The organism is Candidatus Curculioniphilus buchneri endosymbiont of Curculio glandium, assembly GCF_964275155.1.
GTDB lineage: Bacteria > Pseudomonadota > Gammaproteobacteria > Enterobacterales > Enterobacteriaceae > Curculioniphilus > Curculioniphilus buchneri.
On the sequence record NZ_OZ193413.1, the window covers coordinates 943,660 to 968,086 of the forward strand.

The 24,427-nt window shown below is 28.2% G+C and carries 16 protein-coding genes and 1 pseudogene; 9 read left to right on the forward strand and 8 right to left on the reverse strand.

Annotation, left to right across the window (positions count from 1 at the left end; genetic code table 11):
• Positions 1 to 2,466: 2,466 nt before the first annotated feature.
• From tolQ to fabI, 7 genes are all read left to right on the forward strand, one after another.
• A complete protein-coding gene (gene tolQ / locus ACICP0_RS02850) occupies positions 2,467 to 3,150 on the forward strand; it encodes a protein TolQ (RefSeq protein WP_395479817.1) in 684 nt (227 codons plus the stop codon).
• Between the two features lie 17 nt (positions 3,151 to 3,167).
• Entirely contained in the window at positions 3,168 to 3,590 is a 423-nt protein-coding gene (gene tolR / locus ACICP0_RS02855; protein ID WP_395479819.1) for a colicin uptake protein TolR, read from the forward strand.
• A gap of 113 nt (positions 3,591 to 3,703) precedes the next feature.
• Complete coding sequence (tolA, locus tag ACICP0_RS02860; protein ID WP_395479820.1) at positions 3,704 to 4,486, forward strand: cell envelope integrity protein TolA; 783 nt, start codon at positions 3,704 to 3,706, stop codon at positions 4,484 to 4,486.
• Between the two features lie 133 nt (positions 4,487 to 4,619).
• The gene (tolB, locus tag ACICP0_RS02865) at positions 4,620 to 5,918 is read left to right on the forward strand and encodes a Tol-Pal system beta propeller repeat protein TolB (RefSeq protein WP_395479822.1); all 1,299 of its coding nucleotides are present in this window, start codon (positions 4,620 to 4,622) and stop codon (positions 5,916 to 5,918) included.
• A gap of 59 nt (positions 5,919 to 5,977) precedes the next feature.
• The gene (gene pal, locus ACICP0_RS02870; protein ID WP_395479824.1) at positions 5,978 to 6,499 is read left to right on the forward strand and encodes a peptidoglycan-associated lipoprotein Pal; all 522 of its coding nucleotides are present in this window, start codon (positions 5,978 to 5,980) and stop codon (positions 6,497 to 6,499) included.
• Between the two features lie 7 nt (positions 6,500 to 6,506).
• Positions 6,507 to 7,265 carry a tol-pal system protein YbgF gene (gene ybgF / locus ACICP0_RS02875; RefSeq protein WP_395480259.1) on the forward strand — a complete coding sequence of 253 codons (759 nt, stop codon included), beginning with the start codon at positions 6,507 to 6,509 and terminating at the stop codon, positions 7,263 to 7,265.
• Between the two features lie 959 nt (positions 7,266 to 8,224).
• Complete coding sequence (gene fabI, locus ACICP0_RS02880) at positions 8,225 to 9,013, forward strand: enoyl-ACP reductase FabI (protein WP_395479826.1); 789 nt, start codon at positions 8,225 to 8,227, stop codon at positions 9,011 to 9,013.
• 76 nt (positions 9,014 to 9,089) lie between these two features.
• Here the strand turns inward: fabI and ACICP0_RS02885 are convergent, their stop codons facing one another.
• The 8 genes and pseudogenes from ACICP0_RS02885 to ACICP0_RS02920 form a co-directional block, all read right to left on the reverse strand.
• Positions 9,090 to 10,091, reverse strand: coding sequence for an AI-2E family transporter (locus ACICP0_RS02885; RefSeq protein ID WP_395479828.1), 1,002 nt, complete (start codon positions 10,089 to 10,091; stop codon positions 9,090 to 9,092).
• A gap of 730 nt (positions 10,092 to 10,821) precedes the next feature.
• The gene (gene eno, locus ACICP0_RS02890; RefSeq protein WP_395479830.1) at positions 10,822 to 12,132 is read right to left on the reverse strand and encodes a phosphopyruvate hydratase; all 1,311 of its coding nucleotides are present in this window, start codon (positions 12,130 to 12,132) and stop codon (positions 10,822 to 10,824) included.
• Positions 12,133 to 12,223: 91 nt separating this feature from the next.
• The gene (gene pyrG / locus ACICP0_RS02895; RefSeq protein ID WP_395479832.1) at positions 12,224 to 13,861 is read right to left on the reverse strand and encodes a glutamine hydrolyzing CTP synthase; all 1,638 of its coding nucleotides are present in this window, start codon (positions 13,859 to 13,861) and stop codon (positions 12,224 to 12,226) included.
• Between the two features lie 777 nt (positions 13,862 to 14,638).
• Positions 14,639 to 15,205, reverse strand: a pseudogene (relA, locus tag ACICP0_RS02900) (GTP diphosphokinase); the annotation flags it as partial.
• Between the two features lie 3,826 nt (positions 15,206 to 19,031).
• Positions 19,032 to 19,856: a shikimate dehydrogenase gene (gene aroE, locus ACICP0_RS02905; RefSeq protein ID WP_395479834.1), complete on the reverse strand. Its 825-nt coding sequence runs from the start codon at positions 19,854 to 19,856 to the stop codon at positions 19,032 to 19,034.
• A gap of 24 nt (positions 19,857 to 19,880) precedes the next feature.
• The gene (locus ACICP0_RS02910; RefSeq protein WP_395479836.1) at positions 19,881 to 20,471 is read right to left on the reverse strand and encodes a Sua5/YciO/YrdC/YwlC family protein; all 591 of its coding nucleotides are present in this window, start codon (positions 20,469 to 20,471) and stop codon (positions 19,881 to 19,883) included.
• Positions 20,472 to 20,934: 463 nt separating this feature from the next.
• Positions 20,935 to 21,408, reverse strand: a complete 474-nt coding sequence (locus tag ACICP0_RS02915; RefSeq protein WP_395479838.1) for a DUF494 family protein — start codon at positions 21,406 to 21,408, stop codon at positions 20,935 to 20,937.
• Between the two features lie 80 nt (positions 21,409 to 21,488).
• Positions 21,489 to 21,644, reverse strand: a complete 156-nt coding sequence (locus tag ACICP0_RS02920; RefSeq protein WP_395479840.1) for a hypothetical protein — start codon at positions 21,642 to 21,644, stop codon at positions 21,489 to 21,491.
• Between the two features lie 929 nt (positions 21,645 to 22,573).
• On the opposite strand from ACICP0_RS02920, the gene def reads away from it, so the two are divergent.
• Together def and fmt are read left to right on the forward strand one after the other, a co-directional pair.
• Positions 22,574 to 23,050, forward strand: coding sequence for a peptide deformylase (gene def, locus ACICP0_RS02925; RefSeq protein WP_395479841.1), 477 nt, complete (start codon positions 22,574 to 22,576; stop codon positions 23,048 to 23,050).
• 77 nt (positions 23,051 to 23,127) lie between these two features.
• Positions 23,128 to 24,078 (forward strand): methionyl-tRNA formyltransferase, encoded by a 951-nt coding sequence (fmt, locus tag ACICP0_RS02930; protein WP_395479842.1) that lies wholly within the window; start codon positions 23,128 to 23,130, stop codon positions 24,076 to 24,078.
• Positions 24,079 to 24,427 lie beyond the last annotated feature (349 nt).

The following is a 24,427-nucleotide window of genomic DNA, read 5'->3' on the forward strand; positions in this document are numbered from 1 at the left end:
TTACAATATAGCGTTGATTCAAATATATTTAAATGCAAGATAGATACAGACTTATGTTCGTATTTGGTTGGTATCATATATGTTTTACACGGACTTTTTTTGTTGAATCCATAAAATCATTTATTTTAATTTTCTATTGATTTTTTAACTAAAAATTACGTATATATGGAGATATTTTATTAAATTAACTTAAATAAAGATTTATGTAATTAATATGTAGAAACGTAAAGACCATTAATCTTCTTATTATGATTTATCATATATAATAAGCAATTAAACTAATATCAGTTCTTTATTTAAAATAAATGCTAGTTTTTGTTTTATTTAATTAGAATATGAAAATAATGATTTTATCATTTATATTTGGTGTTTTCTAGAAAATGATTTATACTATTTGATAAAGATATTATCTTAACATTCTATATAAATTTTTTCTATTCAACAAATAGAAATTTTTAATAATTTGAGTATTTTATAAGCTCTTATAGAAGATTATAAGAAGAAACTAATTTAGTTTATAATTAAACGTTAATGAACAGGCAAGATTAAGTACGTTATAACTTTTTAATACTAACCTTTGAGTTCTGTAAATGTTATTATGTTGGGTTGATACAAGCAACCTTTATTACTGTATGGTTTATATTAACATATTGAGATTAATCATAACATTTTAATAAAATGTTATAGGGATAATTAATATATAAATTTTATACTATAAAAGTATCGGTAATATTCAGGTGCAAAGACCAAATGAAATCTCTATCAAAAAAAATATATTTTATGTATAATATATTGTACTTAAACTAAATGATATAACAACATAACTTATAATAATTCGTTATATTTCCTAGTGAACAATGCACAATAATATGTAAGTAAACTATGTAAATAAAGCTGATTTACAGATCAACGTGATATCAATATATTATATTAATGTGTAACACACTATTGACTAATTATAATATTTCTAATATAAGAGGCTATTAATATATATATAATAATTATTATATAATAAATAATTAAAATTTTTATTTTTATATATTATTACGTTGTTGAACAAAATTTTTAATTTTTTTATATATTTATAAAATTTAGATAACTATCGGTATAATTTAATAGAATTAAATATTCTATAAAATGCTAGATTGAATTAAAAATATTAATGCAATATAATGTTTAATAATGTTTAATAGTGTATTAAAAAGTTGTTTTTCAATTGACATATATATGCTAATGTTTTAATCTATTAAAAACACAATTTGTTAATGTATTCCACGCATATTACGTTAAATCAAAATTTTTAACTTAATATAGAAATAGTTTTTCCAATGTATGTTCAAGGACAATATAAATAAGTTTTAATATTAGAAATTTACTATATTTATATACTGACATTTTTTTAGAAACTTCAATTTTCATTGAAAAATGAACAATGTTAATAAATTTATTATTACTCCATTAAAAACTACATATTAAAAATGACAATACAAGTGTATGTATCAAATTATGCATTTTATGCGTATTAGTCCTAGAAATAATATTTCAGTTGTTTAAAAAGATTTTATCTTACACGACCTATTTGAATCTGTTTTTCGATCATTATATCTCAATAAATTACAGTGCTTTATTGATCTTAGATCATAAGCATGATACTAACTTTAACGTTTTAATTTATTAACAATTTTTACTTGATGAAAAGACGGTACAATAATAAAACTAGTCTTTTTTGTATTTCTAATTAATTAATACATACGTTATTACTACAAATAATATAAAAAACAGATAAATTGGTGGTATGTAATTAATTTAAAAATTAAATTTCTTGATTTACAACGCTATATTTTAATCTTCAAATTACGTTATATAATGAATATAAGATGAATTAGCCTAATTAATTTGTTTTTTTAATAAAGTTAGTTTGGTAATATTATTAACGTAATCTTTTAGTGATGATAAAATTGTATTTAATTACACATTGTATTCAAAGTGTCTTTGAACTACGAATTTAAATTTAACAGAAAACCGCATATTTTCATGTTATTACTTTAAGTTTTATCCAAAACACATTGGAGTTGAAATTTGTTTAAACAATTATTAAATCACAGAGTGAATGTTTTTAGTAGATTTTTCTCATCTATAAATAAATATAAAAAGTCCATGGAGATGATATTCAAACATTGAATATCAATATCATATAATATTCATTATTACTCGTACATATTATCTATATTAATACGGTATAGAACAAATAATAAAATATTTTTCACTGTATATCTCAGAAGTTTCTTTCACATTGAAGAAGAATATTTTCTTCTAAAAAACTATTCTGACCTTTTCAAAAACGTTGTATATGCTTATGCTAATGGAGCATATTTCCATTCAAGCCATATCAATATTCACATTGAATGTTGAACTGTTTTTAATAGAATTTATTGTATTTTTTAGTCTTTTTGCGGAGTTCAAGTAGTGACTAATATGAGCATTTTTGATCTTTTTTTAAAATCAGGATTTTTAGTAAAAATCGTCATTTTTATTTTAGTTTGCCTCTCTATTTCATCTTGGGCATTTATTATCCAATCCTCCCGTGCTTTAATTTCCGCTTTTCGTGAAATAGAGACATTTGAAAATAAATTTTGGTCCGGTACCGAATTATCCCGTCTTTATCAAGATAGCGTAATGCGCCGAGATCTTATAACCGGTTCTGAACGAATTTTTTATTCTGGTTTTAAAGAATTTACTCGATTACATTGCACTTCCTCTAGTTGTACTCACGAAACAATAGTTAAAAATGCTTCACGTGCAATGTACATATCAATGAATCGAGAATTAGAAATGTTAGAAATTCATATTCCATTTCTTGGAACAATTGGTTCAATTAGTCCATATATCGGTTTATTCGGTACAGTGTGGGGCATTATGCATGCTTTTATCCGACTTGGAGAAATTAAACAAGCCACGATGCAGATGATTGCACCAGGAATTGCTGAATCTTTGATTACTACTGCTATAAGTTTATTCACTGCGATCCCAGCTTTGATATCATTTAATAACTTAAGCTTAAAGATTAATAAACTTGAGCAACAATATATCAATTTCATTGAAGAATTCATTGCCATCCTACACCGTCAATCCTCAAATAATGATATATAGAACAGAAGAGATTAATTATGATTAGAAAAAGAGCACGCAGAGAGATTAAATCTGAGATTAACATCATTCCATTATTAGATGTACTGCTAGTTTTAGTATTAATTTGTATGGCAACAGCACCAATTCTTAGTCAGAGCGTTGAAGTAGACTTACCTAATTCTGCCAATTCCAAAATTATCACTAATGATAATTATCAATCTGTGATAATTGAAGTTTCTCGCTTAGGTCAATATAGTTTAATCATTAATAATCAACGTCAAGAGTATCTGCCTGCTGAAAAAATACTCACTGAAATAAGTACTCATATTACAAAGGATCCTAAAACGGTTTTTTTGATAGGTGGAGCTAAAGATGCTCCTTATAATGAAATTATTAAGGCACTCAATTTGCTTCGTCAGGCTGGTATTCAGTCAGTTGGTCTTATTACTCAGCCTATCTGATTGTTTTCTATTGTAGAAATCGTTAGTATCTAGCTAATTAGTTAATCAAAGAAGAAATTGTATTGAATACTACTACAAATAAACATAAATTTAAAAATGCTATGATTCTATCAATGATGTTACATTTCATTTTAGTAATTGCATTAATTTATCGCTCAATTTATCGACCTAAAGAAATAAACAAATATAGGAGTAACATTGCTATTGTGAATGCTGTGATGGTTAATCCAGATAAAATAATACAACAACATTATTATGAAAATCATTTGGATCATCAACAATCAAAACAATTGAAAAATACATTATTATCTGAGAAAAAGGGATTAACAGAACTTAATAAACATCACTTTTCTATGCAAAAAATAGATAAACCAAATCAAAATAATCAAGTTAAGAAAAAACAAGTAGAAATAAGTAAAAATATTCAAAGATATCAAAAAAAGCTTCCTAAAGTTACAGTTCAAGTTCAATCAACTGATAATGTAAAAAAGCAGACTATTGTAGAATTATCTAAACAAACTACTAAAAAAGTAGATGATTTATTAAATGAACTTACCGATATTAAAAATTTTAAAAAGATTAAAAATAAACCGTACTTGGATATCAATAAACGTAGCAATGCTAGATCAGAAGCAATTGATTTCTACAAAACTATGATTAAAAATGAAATAAAAAAAAATTTTTATGATTATACTAGTTTTTTAGGGAAAACATGTCATTTAAAAATGACATTGACACCTGATGGTACGCTACTTTCAATTACTTCTGTTAATGGAGATTTAGCACTATGCCAAGCAGCCATTACCGCAGCTAAAGCAGCACAATTTCCACGTCCGCCTGACTTACAAGTATATGAAGTATTTAAAGATGCAATACTCGAATTCGTACCACAATAGCAGAACTATGTGGTAATGTTCTACTATGTAGATTCTATTACGTTAGGGTACAATGTCATATTATGTGACTAGATAGTCTGATGTATGTAACGTTGACTCGGCGCTCTCACGAAAATTTGGGAGATGAAATGAAATGAAAAGGATAATTCAATCAATATTAGGATTATTAATTTTATGGAGCTCTATACTATGTGCAAGCATACGTATTCAAATAACCCAAGGAATGGATATAGCACGACCAATCGGGGTAGTACCATTTAAATGGGTATCATTTAATTCTATTAAATCTGAAGATATTAGTGAGATTATTGCTGCTGACTTACGCAATAGTGGTAAATTTAATGTACTTGATACCTTTAATCAACCGCAACATCCAACTACTGTATCGGAAATAATCTCAACTGTTTGGAAGGAAGTCGGTATAAGTGCTGTTGTCATAGGACAAGTACAAGCTAATACTGACGATAACAGTTATATTGTTTCTTATCAACTCATCGATACTTCTAGTAATCAAAAAACTATTTTGGCACAAAACAAATATAAAGTTATGCAAAAATGGTTACGCTATGCTGCTCATACTGCTAGCGATGAAATTTTTGAAAAATTGACTAGTATTCAGGGTGCCTTTCGTACTCGTATTGCATACGTAGTTCAAAAAAATAGTGGAAAATATCCATATGAATTGCTTATTTCCGATTACGATGGATTTAATCAAAAACTTATACATCGTTCATCACAGCCACTGATGTCACCATCTTGGTCACCAGACGGTAAAACACTAGCCTATGTAAGTTTTGAAAGTGGTCGATCTGCCTTGTTAATGCAAGCATTGGATAATGGAATGATCCGTCAAATTACAAATTTTCCGCGACATAATGGCGCACCGTCTTTTTCTCCAGACGGAACCAAACTAGCTTTTGCTTTATCGAAAACAGGTAGTTTGAATTTATATATAATGGAGTTAAATTCAGGTCATATTCGTCATATAACTGATTGTCGTAATAATAACACAGAACCAACGTGGTTTCCGGATAATCAAACTTTAGCATATACCTCTGATCAAAGTGGGCGCCCTCAAGTATACAAAATTAATATTAATGATGGTGTGCCTCAACGTCTATCTTGGAATGGGACACAAAATCAAAATGCAAATGTGAGTTCAAATGGAAAATTTTTAGTTATGGTTAGTAGAAAAGATGCTGAACAACATATTACTAAGCTAGATTTAGAAACGGGATCAATTCAGGTTTTAACAGACACATTTATGGACGAAACACCTAGTATTTCTCCTAATGGAACAATGGTTATTTATAGCACCACTCAAGGAGTAAATTCCGTATTACAGCTAGTATCAAATAATGGAAATTATAAAATACGTCTTTTAGAAATTAACGGACAAATCAAATTTCCTGCTTGGTCTCCATATTTGTGAAACACATTAAATAAATGTGATATAATATCACAAGATCAAAAAAATATAAAAGGTGCAAGATGAACATAAGCAATATGTTGAAACAACTAATTTTTGTAACATTTGTAATAACTATTACTGCATGCAGTACTCAAAAAAATGCTAATAACGATGACGAAAATTCTATAGATACCAATACAGCTTTACGTACAAAAATACTAAATAGCAATAATAATATATCTACCGATGAACGAGCTCATTTACAAATACAAAAACTTCAGCACAGCTGCATTTATTTTGATTTAGACAAATACAACATACGTTCTGAATTTACTCAAGTATTAGATGCACATGCAAATTTTCTGTGCAATAATCCACATTATCAAGTCACCATTGAAGGCCATGCAGATGAACGAGGAACGTCGGAATATAACATTGCTTTAGGTGAACGTCGCGCTAATTCTGTAAAAAATTACTTACAAGGTAAAGGAATTTCTGCTGATCAAATCACTATTATTTCTTATGGTAAGGAGAAACCAGCCGTACTGGGTCATGATGAGGAAGCTTATATTAAAAATCGGCGAGCAGTGCTGGTATATTAACCATATTGTGAAAAATAATTTCACATTGGATCCAACAAATTTATTGTTATTGTTTTTCTTGTCAAATCCTATAGCTATGGCTCAAGCGCCGATTAGTGATATCAAACCTGGTTTAGTTGGGCGCATGATTCAACTCGAACGTGTTTTTAATGCACATGGTCAGATATTAATTCAATTGCAGCAACAAGTTGCTGATAATCAGCGTGAAATTGATCAGCTTCGGGGACAGATTCAAGAAAATCAATATCAGCTATCTCAATATGTGAATCAGAAGAAACAGGTGGACATACAAACAGAACATCTAATAAAAACGCCTATATATTCTTCCAAAGAAAATATCAAACACTTGTCTTTAGTAGAGAATGCAAAAGATCTCTATTTATCTAAACATAGAGATGCCGATACAGATTATAATAAAGCACTTTCATTAGTAATGAAGAAAAAGCAATATGATCAAGCGATTATCGCATTCCAAAATTTTATTAAAAATCATCCTAATTCAACTTATCAATCAAATGCTAATTATTGGTTAGGTCAACTAAATTATAAAAAAGGGAATTCAGATAGTGCAGCTTATTACTTTGCTTTAGTGGTTAAAGAACATCCTCAATCATCTAAAGCGCCTGAATCTTTGTTAAAAGTTGGTATCATAATGCAAGAAAAAGGCCAAAATGATAAAGCTAGAGCAGTATTTAAACAGGTTGGTAAATTATATCCTAGCGCAGACGCTGCTAAACAGGCACAGAAACATCTAGCAAAACTATAGAAAAGGTTTTTATTAAGTTTTACTTAACTATTCTATTGCACATGGTAAATAATAATAAGATATATAAAATATAAGATATATAAAATATATGTTAGGTTAAAAAATAATCTTTATCAAAAAAATAAGATAACGTTATCTTATGTTGTACCAAAAATAATTTACTAAACAATGTAGATTGTTAAGATGAGCATCCTGTTCAAATAGGATGTATTTAATTTAATTTTAATTACTTTTACTTTTATCATTACAATATAAAATCACAAAACGTGTATCGACAATGTATAAAGAATAAAAATTCAACTTATTCGTAATAATATAAATTATAGAAAAATGTTATTTTGAAAATCATGGTTTTCAATCGCCAGATTAGTGTTTTTGTGATGTTCTATAATATAGTTTAAAACTAAATTTTTGTTTTATACCAGCTAATTCTATTAATTTAAACGTATTTTATTAATAGTAAGTATCTAAATTTATTAGATATCTGTTAAAAAAGTGATACATCATTATAGATGTCGTAATACTTTGGCCTATTACTATTTTAAATAGTAGAAATATAAGTGATATTTTTATCAAAATTTATTTATCTTATCAATTTTAAGCTAAACGATAACATAAAGCATTTCTATTATTCTTTAAATTAACCTAATATATTGCAAGTGATCATTAAACAATAATGATAAATTACAATTAAAATAGAATATTACATAATATTGTTTCAATTGAAGATGATCTAACAAAGTCGAATTAAATTTGATAAAAATTTTTATGAGTTACAGTGTAGTGATGATGAAATTCTGCATATATTATGCGTTAGAATAGAAAAAATTTTTTACTGACATTACGTATCTCGATATTATGTAGATAAATAAATAGGTGAAGTAACATAGTAATATCGTAAAATACGTTAATACAACATACGAAACAATATAAAATAATAGATTAAAAGGATTAATACTATGGGATTTCTTAGTGGAAAACGTATTTTAATTACAGGAATCGCAAGTCATCGTTCTATTGCTTATGGTATCGCTCAAGCTATGCACCGTGAAGGTGCAGAATTGGCCTTTAGTTATCAGAATGATAAATTAAAATTGCGAGTAAAAGAATTTGCTATGAATTTTCATTCAAATATTATTTTGCCTTGTGACATGGCACAAGACGATAGTATCGAATCATTATTCAGTAAATTAGTTAACATTTGGCCAACGTTTGACGGATTTGTACACGCTGTTGCTTATGTGCCTAGTAAACAATTAGATGGTGATTATGTAAATGCTGTAACCCGAGAAGGTTTTGTAATCGCACATGATATTAGTTCTTATAGTTTTGTTGCCATGGCAAAAGCTAGCCGTGCTATACTAAATCCAAATTCCGCATTACTCACTCTAACCTATTTAGGTGCAGAACGTGCTATTCCTAATTATAATGTCATGGGTCTTGCTAAAGCCTCTTTAGAAGCTAATACTCGTTATATGGCTAATGCTATGGGTAAACAAGACATAAGGGTTAATGCTATTTCAGCAGGACCGATTCCAACATTGGCTTCAGCTGGAATAAAAAATTTTAAAAAAATGTTTTCTTATTATAAATCAGTTATACCTATTCGACGAATGGTAACGATTCAAGATGTTGGTAATGTCGCTGCTTTTTTATGCTCTGATTTATCGGCAGGTATTACTGGCGAAATAATTCATGTTGATGGAGGATTTAGTATTACTACCATGAACGAATTAAGCTTAGAGTAATAAAATTAATGTTTTATAAAAAAAGTTATATTATTCTTGATTTTTTAATTCATTAATATAATTATATAACTAGTGATTATATAATATCCTGGGCCCGAAGTTCAGTTTTTAAATAGGCATAGTAAATTGGTGCTGCTACCAATCCTTCAATGCCAAATAGAGCTTCAAATATCAACATTACTAAAAGTAATTCCCAAGATTTGGCGTTAATTCGACTACCGATGATCTTAGCATTCAAAAAATATTCCAATTTATGAATGAGAATAAGATATAGTAGCATAACTCCTCCAACGGTAAATGAAATGGAAAGAGCCGAAATTATAATCATAATATTGGAAAGAATATTACCAATAATAGGCAATAGACCTAATATAAAAGTCATAAAAATTAACATTTTATACATGGGAAAAAATATATTAAACATAGGCAATATGACTAAAATCATAATAGATGTTAATAGAGTATTAATCAATGATACTTGAATTTGAGCAAACACAATACTACGAAATGCTTTAGATAAATAATCTAATCGTTCCAATAACTGTTGTATAAAGTATGTTGTATATTTCGAAGGTTTATTTAATGAAATGATTGATCCAATAATCAATCCTACGAAAATGGTAACTAATCCATGTAAAACAGTACGGCTCATGTTACGGATAATGATTAAATTGGATTCCACTAACGTGAATATTTGTTCTTTTAATTCTTCTGCGCTTTCGGGAAAAAAAGAAGGTAAATAATCAGGAATATGATTCTTAAGTTCAGAAAATATACGATTAATTGCTAATGTAACGTTAATACGATATTCTGCACCAGAATTTAAAAAACCAGTTAAACTAGTAATTCCAAATATCATAGCTATTACAACAAATCCAGCAATTAATGTGACTACTACCCATCTTGCACGGTCACTGCCAACAAAACTCTCAAACCATGGTGTTAAAGAAATAATTAATTCATAAGCTAAAAATCCTGCAACAAAACAAGGAAATAGATGTAATGGAATAATCATAATAATAAATAAAAATACCAATAAGTAAGAAATCGCTTTAAGTTGGACCTTACTAACGGTCATTTATCTTTCCTTAATTATCATGCACTACATTGTCATTACTATTAATTAGTAGCAGTAAAAATACTCAATGCTAATTGATGATGTTGTTTTTGAAATTTGATTGCTGTGTTCATTGTTTTATTCTACTTATTAGGATCTAGCTACTCAATAAAGTAAAGTTAAGCATTTCATTGTAATAAATATTATTTCTTGCTTCGAAAATCATATAAAGTATTTTATTTTCTTATACTGTTCTATTTATAAGGTATATATCTTTTTTAAAAGCACATAATTACTAGTAATGCTTACTAACTAATACTAATATTAGTAATAAAAGTTTCTAACAGAAGAAAATATAACAATATCTCATTATTGTAAGTGAGTAAAACATATTGATTTTTAACTTAAAGATCGGCATTCATTAATATGAATGTACATATTCTGTTGATTATCACTGAATTTCATTTCACATTAGCTATGTGTGATAGCACATCAATAGAATCGATGTCTAAATTCGTCAACTTATTATAAAACATATTACATTCCCAATAATAAATTTTTTTAAATCTATTTTTATAAAGCAACGAATTTATATGATTTGTACTTTTTTCCAAGCAATAATAGAGCCATAGATTCTTATCTAGAATATATTAAAAATATATAAATATATTGAAGTTTATATCAATTTAGTTCTAAACTAGACATAAGTTGGAAATTAACTTTCTTCTTCATTTAAACAAGACACAAAAATTTAGGATTTAATCTTATATTTTTTCAATTCTCCTAAACCATTGAAAGGTGCGCGTTCGCTTAATATTTCCTCAATTCGAATTAATTGATTATATTTTGCTATACGGTCAGAACGGCTCATTGAACCTGTTTTGATCTGACCAGCTGCTGTTCCTACTGCAAGATCAGCAATAGTAGCATCTTCAGTTTCACCAGAACGATGAGAAATAATGGTGGAATAACCTGCGTCTTTAGCCATTTTAATTACATCTAGTGTTTCGGTCAGTGTACCAATTTGGTTTAATTTAATTAGAATGGAGTTTAAAACACTTTTTTCTATGCCTTTTTTTAAGATAGCAGTATTAGTGACGAATAAATCATCACCAACTAGTTGAATCATATCACCTAAAACTTTAGTTTGATAGGCAAAACCTTCCCAATCAGATTCATTAAGGCCATCTTCAATGGAAGCAATCGGATACTGTTTTGTTAAACGTTCTAGATAATGCGTGAACTCCTTCGAAGTAAACACTTGTTCTTCATCTATTAAGTGATAGCACCCGGTAGCTTTATCAAACAGTTCAGAAGCTGCGCAATCTATTGCTAAAGTAATATCTTTACCAAACGCATATCCAGCTTTTTCTACTGCTTCATTTATCACGGAGAACACAGCTGCATTAGACTTTAAATTCGGTGCATAACCACCTTCATCGCCTATAGAAGTACTCATGCCTTTGGATTTTAGTACACTTGATAAGTTAAAAAATATTTCGGAACCCATTCGAATAGCTTCTTTGATCGTCTTAGCTCCAATTGGCTGGATCATAAATTCTTGAATATCGATATTATTATCGGCATGTTTACCTCCATTAATGATATTTATCATGGGTAATGGCATAGAAAATGTATTTGGTGTACCACTTATTTCTGCAATATGTTCATATAATGGCATTTTTTTAGAAGCTGCAGCAGCTTTCGCAGCAGCCAATGATACAGCCAAAATGGCATTTGCGCCAAGTTTAGATTTATTTTGAGTACCATCTAAATGATTCATAGTTTCGTCTAATGCAACTTGATCTATAGCATCTTTACCGATGAGTGCTTTTTTGATTAATCCATTGACCATATTAACTGCTTTAGTTACGCCTTTTCCAAAGAAACGGGATTGATCACCATCACGAAGTTCCCAAGCTTCATTAGAGCCTGTAGATGCGCCCGATGGAACAGCAGCTAAACCAACAAAACCACCTTCTAGATGCACTTCTGCTTCTACGGTCGGATGTCCACGAGAATCGATGATTTCTCGACCAATAATTTTTATAATTTTTGACATGTGTATTGCCTTAATACAATGTATTAGAAGTATAATCCTTTGTAGAATAGGGGATTAAGTATTTTTCTCTTTGTTCATAATTTTCTGAAATTTACTTCAGGGCTATTTTCTTATATTTACTAGCAGCTCTTATGAATCCACAAAATAATGGGTGGCTATCACGTGGCGTTGATGTAAATTCTGGATGAAATTGACTGGCAATAAACCATGGGTGGTTAAGATATTCAATGATTTCTACTAACTTATTGTCACCTGACCATCCAGCAATATGTAATCCAGAATCTTCGATTGGTTTTAATAGCATATTATTAACTTCATAACGATGACGATGACGTTCTATGATATTATTTTTTCCATACAACTGTCTCGACAAGCTATCATTTGATAAATAACACGATTGACTACCTAAGCGCATAGTACCAATTAACTTATTCTGATTAGTACAAATTTCTTTTTGAAGGCTTATATCGTTCCATTCAGTAATAAGTGCCACTACTGGATACTTGCAATTTGGCATAAATTCGGTGGAATTTGCATCTTGCATTCCAACTACGTGACGAGCAAATTCAATTAATGCCACTTGCATACCTAGACAAATTCCTAAATAGGGAACTTTTTTTTCTCGAGCATATTGTGCCGTTATGATTTTTCCCTCTACACCTCGATATCCGAATCCGCCAGGAATTAAAATTCCATCTAGATTTTTTAAAATTTTAAAACCTCTAATTTTTACATCTTGTGAATCAATGAGTTGAATATTCACTGTTAAGCGATTTTTTAGTCCAGCATGCTTTAAAGCTTCAACAACTGATTTATAAGCATCTGGTAATGTAATATATTTTCCTACTATTCCTATATTTACTTTGCCAAGTGGATTTTCCTGCTGGTAAATTACGTGCTCCCACTGAGATAAATCTGCTTCAGGGCAGTGAAGATTATGGTGTTTACAAATATACTCATCCAATCCTTGCGATTTTAATAATATTGGTATTTTATAAATTGAATCAACATCTTTTAAAGAAATCACTGCATTATCTAATACATTACAAAATGAAGCAATCTTCTTACGTGCATTGCTTGGTACAACCCGATCAGAACGACAGATCAAAACATCAGGTTGAATTCCTATAGAAAGCAATTTTTTTACCGAATGTTGAGTAGGTTTAGTTTTAACTTCACCTGCAGAAGCTATATACGGCACTAAAGTTAAATGTACATAAAGTGTATGTTGTCGTCCCATATCTATTGCCATTTGACGGATAGCTTCTAAAAAAGGTAATGATTCAATATCACCTACCGTACCTCCAATTTCTACTAGAATTATATTATAGTCTTTACCAACTTCAATAATACGTTCTTTAATAGCATTCGTAATATGAGGAATTACTTGAATGGTGGCACCGAGATAATGACCTCTACGCTCTTTAAGTAAAACGTCAGAGTAGATACGTCCAGTAGTAAAATTATTATGACGTGACATTTTAGTCCGAATAAAACGTTCGTAGTGCCCCAAGTCTAGATCTGTTTCAGCCCCATCTTCAGTTACAAAAACTTCGCCATGTTGGATAGGGTTCATAGTACCTGGATCTACATTTATATAAGGATCTAACTTCATAATGGTAACTTTTAAGTTTCTTGCTTCAAGAATAGCTGCTAGAGAAGCTGTAGCAATGCCCTTTCCTAGAGAGGATACCACCCCGCCAGTAACAAAAATATAATTAGTTATCATGCTAAAAACCTAAGACATAAGGTACAAAGTCTAAATAACTGAAAACGGGAAAAGAAGTATACTTAAAATCTAATTATATTACAAATATTGAAACGTATAAAAATGTAATAACATACTAAAAAACATGATTGATCATTTTTATAAAGATAATAGATTCTATTGTTCTATAAATTTATCTTTGTTATTTCGTAGTAACAACATATTTATTTATATTCATCTAATCAAAGAAAGAATAAATCTTCGATTTTTTATAATAAGTTATATTTTGTAATTCTTGACTAAAATATTAGCAACAGTGCATAAGATATCGAAAACGGATGTCAGTCAATTTTAATCTCTTTTAAAGATATGATTAAAAGTATAATAACTATAAATAATATTTATAATTTATTCAGATGTTTTTATACTGACATATTCCAACTATTTCTAACTTTTCTTACAGCAATTAATGTTTGAGAAAATGTTATTTCTTAGTCATGCTGTGGTGGAAAATTAATATAGTCATGTTTAGTAATAATTTAATTAGAATTGAAAAGAAAATATCTATTACTCCCTGTAATAATAAAAAGACAATTCTAAGAATTTAGAGTTAGACTCGGATCCATTATATCTTTTTTTGACATACAATATATGTTCAATTATTCATTATATATTTAGACGCTTACTTATAAACGTTTGTTACTTAAATTTAATTTTATTTTCCCGAAAACTAGTCGTATCAAGGAAAATTAAAGATACAATTTTCATAATTTAAATGGTTGATGTTTACTTTACGTTACCTTCTTTATATTTCCAATGCGCTGCCACACCTAACTCGGCATTTTTGTGCATTTGGTATGTTCGAATCTGGATTTCTAGTATTTTTCCGTGTGGTCCTATTATTACTGTATGCATTGATTGGTAACCGTTAGGTTTCGGATTAGTAATATAATCATCAAATACATCTGGTAGATGATGGAAATGTGCGTGTACAATACCTAGAGCAGTATAGCAGTCCTGTAGATATTCTACTATGATTCGAACTGCTAATAAATCAAATAGTTCATCGAACATTAATTTTTTTTGGCACATCTTTCGCCATATACTATAGATATGTTTTATTCGACCGTAAATTTTTACTTTTAAACCTGCTTGTTTCATTTTACAAAGTAACAAATTAACAAAATCTTCAATGTATTTCTTATGGCTAAAATGTCTTTCGTGAAGCAGTGTTGCAATATATTTATATTCATTTGGATATAAAGACTGAAAATAAAAATTTTCTAGTTCCCATTTTTTTTGTTCAATATTGAAATGTTTATCAAACTTTGAATAAATTTTTACATGCTTTTTAGCTTTAATTACTAAAATTGCTAAGATCCAGTTATTTTCTAATGTATTTTTTATAGTAATGAAAACAGAGAATATTTTTAGAAAATTGCATTACAACTCTGACAATTTTTAACGTCTGCCAGTGGGCAGGAGTACGATATATGCTATCTGCTTGCTCTAAACTTAAAGAGTTATTATTCTTCATAACTTTTAACTATCAGATGGAATTGATGTTAAAATTGCGTATATCATACACTAATTGAACAATATTTTTTAAAACTCTTTTTTCTAAGTTTTTTTAATACGCCAATATTATTTTGCTAATGAAGATATTAAGACTGTATTTAAGATGTTACTATCTATGCTAAATAGAAGTAGAATATTGATTCTTTCCAAAACTATAATTTAATCACAGGAAAATAATTGGATCATCCTTACATTTCTATGTACACTAGCACCTAGTATTAACTAGGTAACTATGTAATTTTAGATTGGAAAAACATTAATTTTGCTATCCAATTATTCACAGTGTATTTATTTATCGAATTTAAACGCGTACATTTTACCGAAAATCATACTCTTTCTACTTTATAGTGGATGCTGGAATGCATGTAATATAACACCATCAATTCTTAAAAAACGCACTACGTGAACTCACAGCATATTAGGAGTGACAAGATAGTAGTGTATCACTAATAATTTTTTCTATTCCGCGTACGTTAGGTTGCTAGTGACGTGTTTTGTAATAAAATACAACTTTAAAGTACACGTAATATTGTTAATTATATATCTTATAAGATAACAGTAAAATTGATAATTATCGTTTTGTAATTTTCTTACATACAAAAAATCTGCTTATTTATTTACTAGAAAATAAAAAATAAAGATATATTACTTAAATGATACAATACCATCCTATTGTTCTAAACAACTATGAGAAAAACTTATTGAATATAATTCAAAACAAGAAAAGTATAATATTATCTTGAGATAACATTATAAGTTAATTGCTGATTAATTTAACAATTTATTTATTTTAAAAAATTTTATTATTGTATTTATATACACTCTGTTAGTTGATAAATAATTTAAATACAGTAGAATTTCTAAAGAAATTAGTCCGATCATTAGATGATCAAAAGTTTATAAATATAAATTTTGGATGAATGGATTAATTTATTTTTTTAATAGAAGAATTAAAATAATGACGATATTAGAATAGTAATATTACTAAAGATGCTTAGTCTATGAAAAACCAAACATCAAAGTATGAAATAGATAAAATTTTTAATTATGTTCAGTAGTACGCTAAAATAAATAAAATATAGTGTGTTGAATGTTAAGTAAATTTAAATTAGTTCTCATTCCTTAAAAAATAAATTTATTCTTTATACAAATGTTTGATATATCCATCGTTATTTACAATCCATGATTCTAGTCAATAAACTTTTTATCATGATTAATCAATCAATACTACTACATTATTGTGCTGAAATTTGATTCATAAACTAGAAAGTAGTGGGCAATAATCAACGGTTGTATACTATAATATTAAATTATATCAATCATTCTGTTCAATCTTGTTATACGTCAATATAAGAGTTAAACTATGTTGATATAAAAATCAAAATGCATTATTGAAATAATGTTGTGATTATATTATTACATTAATATATTTATAGAGGGTAATGACTATTACTGCATGCACGATCAACAATGAATAGTTGTGAACTAGAAAATCTTATAGATATAGTATAATGATATATATTAGTATGAATATGTAAATCAATGCAAAAGCATCTTGCATATTACAATGTGCAACATTAATATAACTGCTGTTATATTCATTAATTTATATAGTAACACCTCTTATCAATTGCCTATGATTTTTATGTCTTGGAGCTCATTTATCTATAAATGAATAATTATATTAGTATATATTTGACGTGTCGTAGTATTTTACTACGTATATCTTGTAGTATTATTTAAAGGTTTATTAAAAAATAATCAACTGCACTATTAGTTGATACTTAACTTTAAATAAAAAATCCTTGTCTTGATTTTAAAAAAATATTAAATAATATGAACAATTCAATATTTTTACTAAACATAAAACGTAACCTGTTATAAAGTAAGTGACTTCGCTTATTTATAATAAGCAATAAATTATTGAAAGTTTCTATTAATAATAGGAACACATATTTTATCGAAAACAATTAATTATATAACCGACATTGTTAGAAATAAAAAATTTTTTTATGAACCATGCAAATCATTCATAGTATGATCTATCACATTTATAGATTAATGATTTATGATTGATTGGCAATCATTCTATCTATAGGTATTATCTATATCAATTCTGTTAAGAAGTCAGTCAGTAAAATGTTTAACATTATTAAATAATGCTATACAATATTGTGTTCATTGATTTACACTCATTTAAATTAGTTTCAACACTTTGCTTATGTACGACGACAGTTGGTAGACTATAGGTTATTCAGTAGAATCTTTATAGGAAAAGATTGTGAATTAATTACATTCATTAATTAGACTGAAGTAAGTTCATGACATTATCATATGGAATATTGAATTGTTTATGTATACTATAGACTAATACAATATTGTGTCATATTAAGCTCAATCATAATTTATTTTTTAGGTTTCTTAATGAAGCAATATTTTATAATTTTCGTATTATTTATACACGTTAAGTGAATGTACTAATTTAGTAGTATTAAAACTTAAAATATATTCATAGTATTTGTATTTAATTGCTTTAAATTAGCATTTATTTAATTACAAATATTATAATTAATTCAATAAAATTATCATAAAATCACAGAAAATATGGACAGAAATAATTAAATTCTTAGACTTAATGCGTCATTTTATTATTTACTTACAGTAACATATATATTCAATATATAATTTATATTTTTTTGTTTATATAATATATTTTATAAAAAGAATATAAAAATATTATATGATATATTTCATTCATTTAAATTTCAAAAAAATGAATTACTAAAATATATTAGTACAGATTATTTAATTGGGAATACTTCGATATTCTGGGTTATTTTTAGTATTTTTAATAAAATGATCAGTCGAATTGAAAACATAGTAATTAATAAAAATACAATATTCTGTTATTTACTAAAATAAATACGCAAATTTACTAAATTTACAAAGTGTACAATTTAAAATATTCGTATTTAATACGAGTCGTCATATGCATAGTATTCAATCACATACCATTTAATATAAAAATTAGACCTACTAAGATGATAATGAGAAACCAGTATTATTTAAATATAAAAACAATACAAGAAAAATCTATAAAACTTTTTAGGAAACATTAAATTTTAGGAAATATTAAATTTATAGAAAGACTTTAGTTCTATCTATTTAAATATTATTTATGTCGTTTCGTTACATTGTTAAAAAAATAGATAAAAATACTTAAACTAAGACACTTTTAAATTTTGTGCGGCATTTAACAAAAATTTATATATAAATTAAAGTAATCTTTTTTAAAATTTTATTTTAAAAGATCCAATCAATATATCATCCAATAGTAAGAGATGATATTTAAAGATATTCAGATATTAAAACTTTAATAATTAGCTTGTGCATTAAAATCTATAATAAATAAGTATTAAATTTATATCTTTGCAATACTTAATTATTTAAAATTTTTTGATAGCAAAATATCTATACTTTGTTGACTAACCTATCAATTAACTATAAAAATATTGTGTTCGATTCAAATAGTATGATTAATGTAAAATTACCATCCAGCTCAATACTGGAGGATTTGCATCCTGTCATTGTATTAGAAAATAAATTATGTATTTTATATAGCCTTTTCTTTTTGAAAAGTTTTCAGAACTGATAAAATAGAAGGCAATACACCATGCCATAAATAAAAAGAATGAGCAGCTTGTCCTACAAGCATACCTAGACCATCTGAACAGCGATAAGCTCCTTGTCGACGACACCAAGATAAAAATGGAGTATCATCATCTTTTTGATAAAACATATCGTAACAACCAATGGATGGAGTAATTAAAGATTCCGGTAATATAGGAGGGATATTTCCTTGTAAGCCAATTGATGTTGCATTAATAATTAAATCGTACTCTGGATACATTAAATGATCTAATGGTAGAGCACAAATATTTCCAAGATGATAAAAAACCTCTACTAATTTTTGTGCACGTAAAAAATTTCGGTTGGTCAATACTAACTTACAACCATAAGACAAAAGTGACGCAATGACACCTCTTGCAGCACCACCAGCTCCGACTAACAGTACATGACTATTGTGACGCAAAAGACTAAGACGTTGTAAGTCGCTAAGCAAGCCAATGCCGTCAGTATTATCTCCTAACAATATACCATTAGGCTGCTTTTTAATCGTATTAATCGCACCAATGAAGGAGCTTCGCTCAGTATGCTGATTACAAAATAAATAAGCGCGTTCCTTAAACGGTAATGTTATATTTGCGCCTAAACCACCTTTATCAAAAAACTGCTTTAACAGTATTTCAAAATCATTTACAGGTGCTAATATTCGTCCATATGGATGAAAAATTCCTGTTTCAGCAGAAAAAAGTGAATGGATGTATGGAGATTGACTATGTTCAATAGGATTCCCAAAAACAGCAAAGGTATCCATAATCTGATTCCTTGTCACATTTTATTATCCCTGGCGAATTAATGCACCACTTCGAATATCTCTAATTTCGGAAGGATTTCGCCGACCTTCGATAGCTTCGTTCATTATTAAAAAAGTTTTACCTAGTTGCTCATGTACCTCAACAGCAGTACGTGCTGGTGGATATCCTGTTAAATTAGCACTAGTAGAAATTAATGGTTTTTTAAATGCAAGGCAAAGATGATATACAGGTTTGAATGTGCAAATACGCACTGCTATTGATGAACAATCTCCCGTAAGCCAAAATGGAATATTTGGACGGGCTGGCATCACCCAAGTAACTGGAGTTAATAGATGATTCAAAATCCGTGCACGTGCAATATTATCTAATGCACTATCGTCAATGTAAGGCATCAATTGCGTGTAATTAGAAGCCACTAAAATAAATCCTTTTTGCCATGGACGTTTTTTTAAAGTTAAAAGCTTCCTCACCGCAGATTCACTGTCAGGATCACATCCAAGACCAAATACAGCTTCTGTTGGATAAGCAATAATTTGTTGTTGTCGCAAAGCTCTAACTAAGCGTGTTAAACTTGTGGAGAAAATTTTCTCGTCATGTTTTTTAGTTAAGTACAAAAAATAATTACTTATTATATTATCCATACACAAAAAGAAATACTAATATCAAGTATGATCTATTGAATAATGAAATAATGACGTACAACATATTGTACTAATAAGACCTTTAAACTTAAGATAAGTCAAAAAAACTACACCATTATGATTTTTAGTAAGCATTATAATGGAAGTAATATATAATAATTACAGTAAACGAAAGTTATATAAATCTATCACTTGTGAATTACTATAATATAGACCGATATGATACCACATCACTAATCATTAAATATTATTTTAATGTAGGCGATTCTTTTCTATTTCGTCAATTGGATGCACATTCTATTTAGAATGACGGTGCTTTTTTAAGTAAAAACTACATTACTTAAAATGAATCTAAATTACTTCATTTATCTTAGATATAAAGATTTTAATATTTTATAAAAAGTGCATTTACAATGATTAAGTATATTTAATACTATTAATGAAGACAATGTTTATGTTCTGCAAACACTAAAGTTTCCATCTGTTGATAAGCATTTTCACAACCCGGAATATTGAATAAAACCATAAGAATGACCCATTGTAAATCCTCTAGATCAAATTCTGTTTCTTCTAATGCCATTACACGATCAATAACCATCTCTCTCGTTTCAATATTAAGCACTTGAATTTGTTCTAAAAATAACAAAAATCCGCGACAATTTGTATCTAAAAATTGACTTTCTTCTTCGGTATAAACACGCATAGCAAGCGGATCAATATTTAATAATAAAGCTTTCCCTTGTCCATCTTGCAAATCAGCTAGTTTTTCTAGCCAATTTAAAGCATTAAAAATATCTTTCCGATGAAAACCTATGCGGGTAAGATCATCCGTCAATTTGTCTTGATCCACACGCATTTCAATTTCATTATGGATATAGGTCTCAAACAAATACATTAGTACGTCGAACATGCATTTACCCTCCCCCAATCGGACATAGTTGCCAGATATAACTTTGATCTATCTTAATCACTTGAGTTTTATTAATCGCATCATAATCTTGGCACCAAGTTGACCGGCACTTCATTGACGACGTCAACAGGTATAAATTTTTCTTCTACGTTAGCCAACATATCGACAAATAGCAATGTAACTTTGAAAGTTAGTCTATAATTATTTTTGTTTTTCTTATTTATACTCTGTTTCAATGAACGTACAACAGCTTAGTTATTTTTTAATAAAAGTAAATTTTATTGGATCAAATAAAATATGAAATGCTAATAATAGATGATATTAATCAATGTATTTACTATATAAGTAATAGTATATATCTTATATTTTAGCTTAATGTATAATTTATTTTTTTTGATAAAATAATATATATGTTTTATATGATTGAAAATATTTCAACTCTTTAACTCTTTAGTTAAAGAGTTGAAGAAAATCATATTACCTATAAACGATTATTAATTCATTTCTAAATAATGGTATAAATGATTAGTGCATTCTACTGCCAGTAAATGGAAAGTGAAGCTAATGCTCTATCTTAGTTTTGTGAAAATCCGATTTTTATAAAAAAGCAAGATTGACAAGACAATGTCATAATTCTTTAGATAACAGCTACTGTAATTATTAACTTATTCGAACAGAATATACTATTACGACTTGTTACAAATTACCAACTTCTGTCTTTTGTTAAATTAGATATTTGATATGACAGATTTATTGAAATATAATTAATATAAGATATGATTAAGAATATTACTATATATGAATGAGTAGTAGAATATATGTCACTTAACAGACATCAAGACACAATCTTATTAAGGAATATTAATTGATTACAGGTAATACCAATGGTATGTACAAAAAAATAAACGCTAAATTCGTCAGTCATAACATATTCATTATATCATAATAAATACATGATGTAGTAGCATAGCCTGAACAAAAGTACTTTTATTTTTTAATGTCATTATTACTACCTGATATAAAAATTGTTTCGATAGTATGTATTACGTAATCCTAATTTTTTACTACAAAGATGAAACGATTACATTTAATAATGTTAAACAATTTTTTATAACTTACTAATAAATAGTAATATTTTGCACTTAAAATTCAGAGTGAAACCACTATGTCGTTGCTACGGATATTATATTATCCAGACAAGAGATTGCGTAAAATTGCTGCTCCTATTGTGAATGTTAATGATGATATCCGACGAATTGTAGATGATATGTTCGAAACTATGTACACTGCAAAAGGTATTGGTTTAGCTGCTACTCAAGTAGATATTCATCTACGAATTATTGTAATTGATCTATCTGATACTCAAGATCAACAGCTAATACTTATTAATCCTGAATTTCTGAATAAAAAAGGCAAGATTAGCTTCGATGAAGGTTGTTTATCTATTCCTACTCAACGTGGATTTGTATCACGAGCAAAAAAGATTAAAATATGTGCTTACAATCTCAATGGAAATAAATTTAAACTAGAAGCAGATAATCTTTTATCGGTTTGTATTCAGCATGAAATGGACCATTTAATAGGAAGGTTATTTATAGATTACTTGCCTCCACTTAAAAGTAAGTGCGCTCATAAAAAGTAAAACTTAGAAACATTAGTATTATATAAATAAGTCCACGTTAGAAGCGTGATCTACATGTTATTACAGGAATAATGGTCGTGTCTAACTCCTTACGCATTCTCTTTGCAGGTACTCCAGAATTTGCAGCACATCATCTAAATTCTCTAATACACTCTTCTCCCCATAATGTCATTGGTGTTCTTACACAACCAGATCGTCCATCTGGACGTGGTAATAAGTTGGCTATCAGTGCGGTAAAATATGTTGCTAAGCAACATAACTTAATGATTTTTCAGCCTTGTGCAATGAATATGTTTGCAGTCCAAAATTTACTTCATCTTAACATAGATGTTATAGTTGTAGTAGCATATGGAGTTATTTTACCACAAGCTATACTCAATATGCCCAAATTCGGTTGTATAAATGTACACGGTTCATTATTGCCGCGCTGGCGTGGCGCAGCACCCATTCAACGGGCATTATGGGCCAATGATAAGCAAACAGGGATTACAATTATAAAAATGGATGAAAATCTTGATGCTGGTCCTATTTTACATCAAGCAATTTGTACTATTGAACCTCACGATACAAGTGCAGCACTATACAAAAAATTAGAAAAGATTGGATCAAGATCCTTGTTAATTACGCTGGCACAAATTGCTTCTGATAAAATTGTGGCTAAACCACAAAAAGAAGCTTGTGTTACCTATGCAAAAAAAATTAGCAAAGCAGAAGCACGCCTTGATTGGCGGTTATCTGCCCTACAACTTGAATGTTGTGTTCGTGCATTTAATCCTTGGCCTGTGAGCTATTTTTCATTTGAAGGACAAAACATCAAAGTTTGGCAAGCCAGTATAGATGCTAAAACATTATATTCACAGCCACCAGGTACATTGCTTTCTGTCGATAAAACTGGCCTTCATGTTGCTACTGGAAAGGGTATCTTAATACTTAAATCTTTACAACTAGCGGGGACAAAAGTAATGGCCGTACAAGATTTTCTGAATTCACGGCGCCAGTGGTTGTGTCCTGGTTTGCTGTTAAGCTAAGTTATGATAATATATGATGTGATTTATTCTTAATAAATTGTCAAAATAATTTTATTTTAGAATGTTTCTCTTTACTTAAAATAATAGCTTTTAAATATTTTTAAAAGTTTTAAAAAACTATAATGAACGGTTATAAATAAACTAATCAAAGATAATTTTATATTATGTAATACTAGATGAATTTTTATTAAAAATTTAAATTTTCAGCTAATTTGAGCAATATTATTTACTTTTAATAAATAGTGTCCCTAAAAAAATCTATGCTTAATAATAAAAAGTACTATCATCTATTAATAATAGATATAGATCCATATTTACCTTTTTTATTTCTTCAATTTTATTATGATCG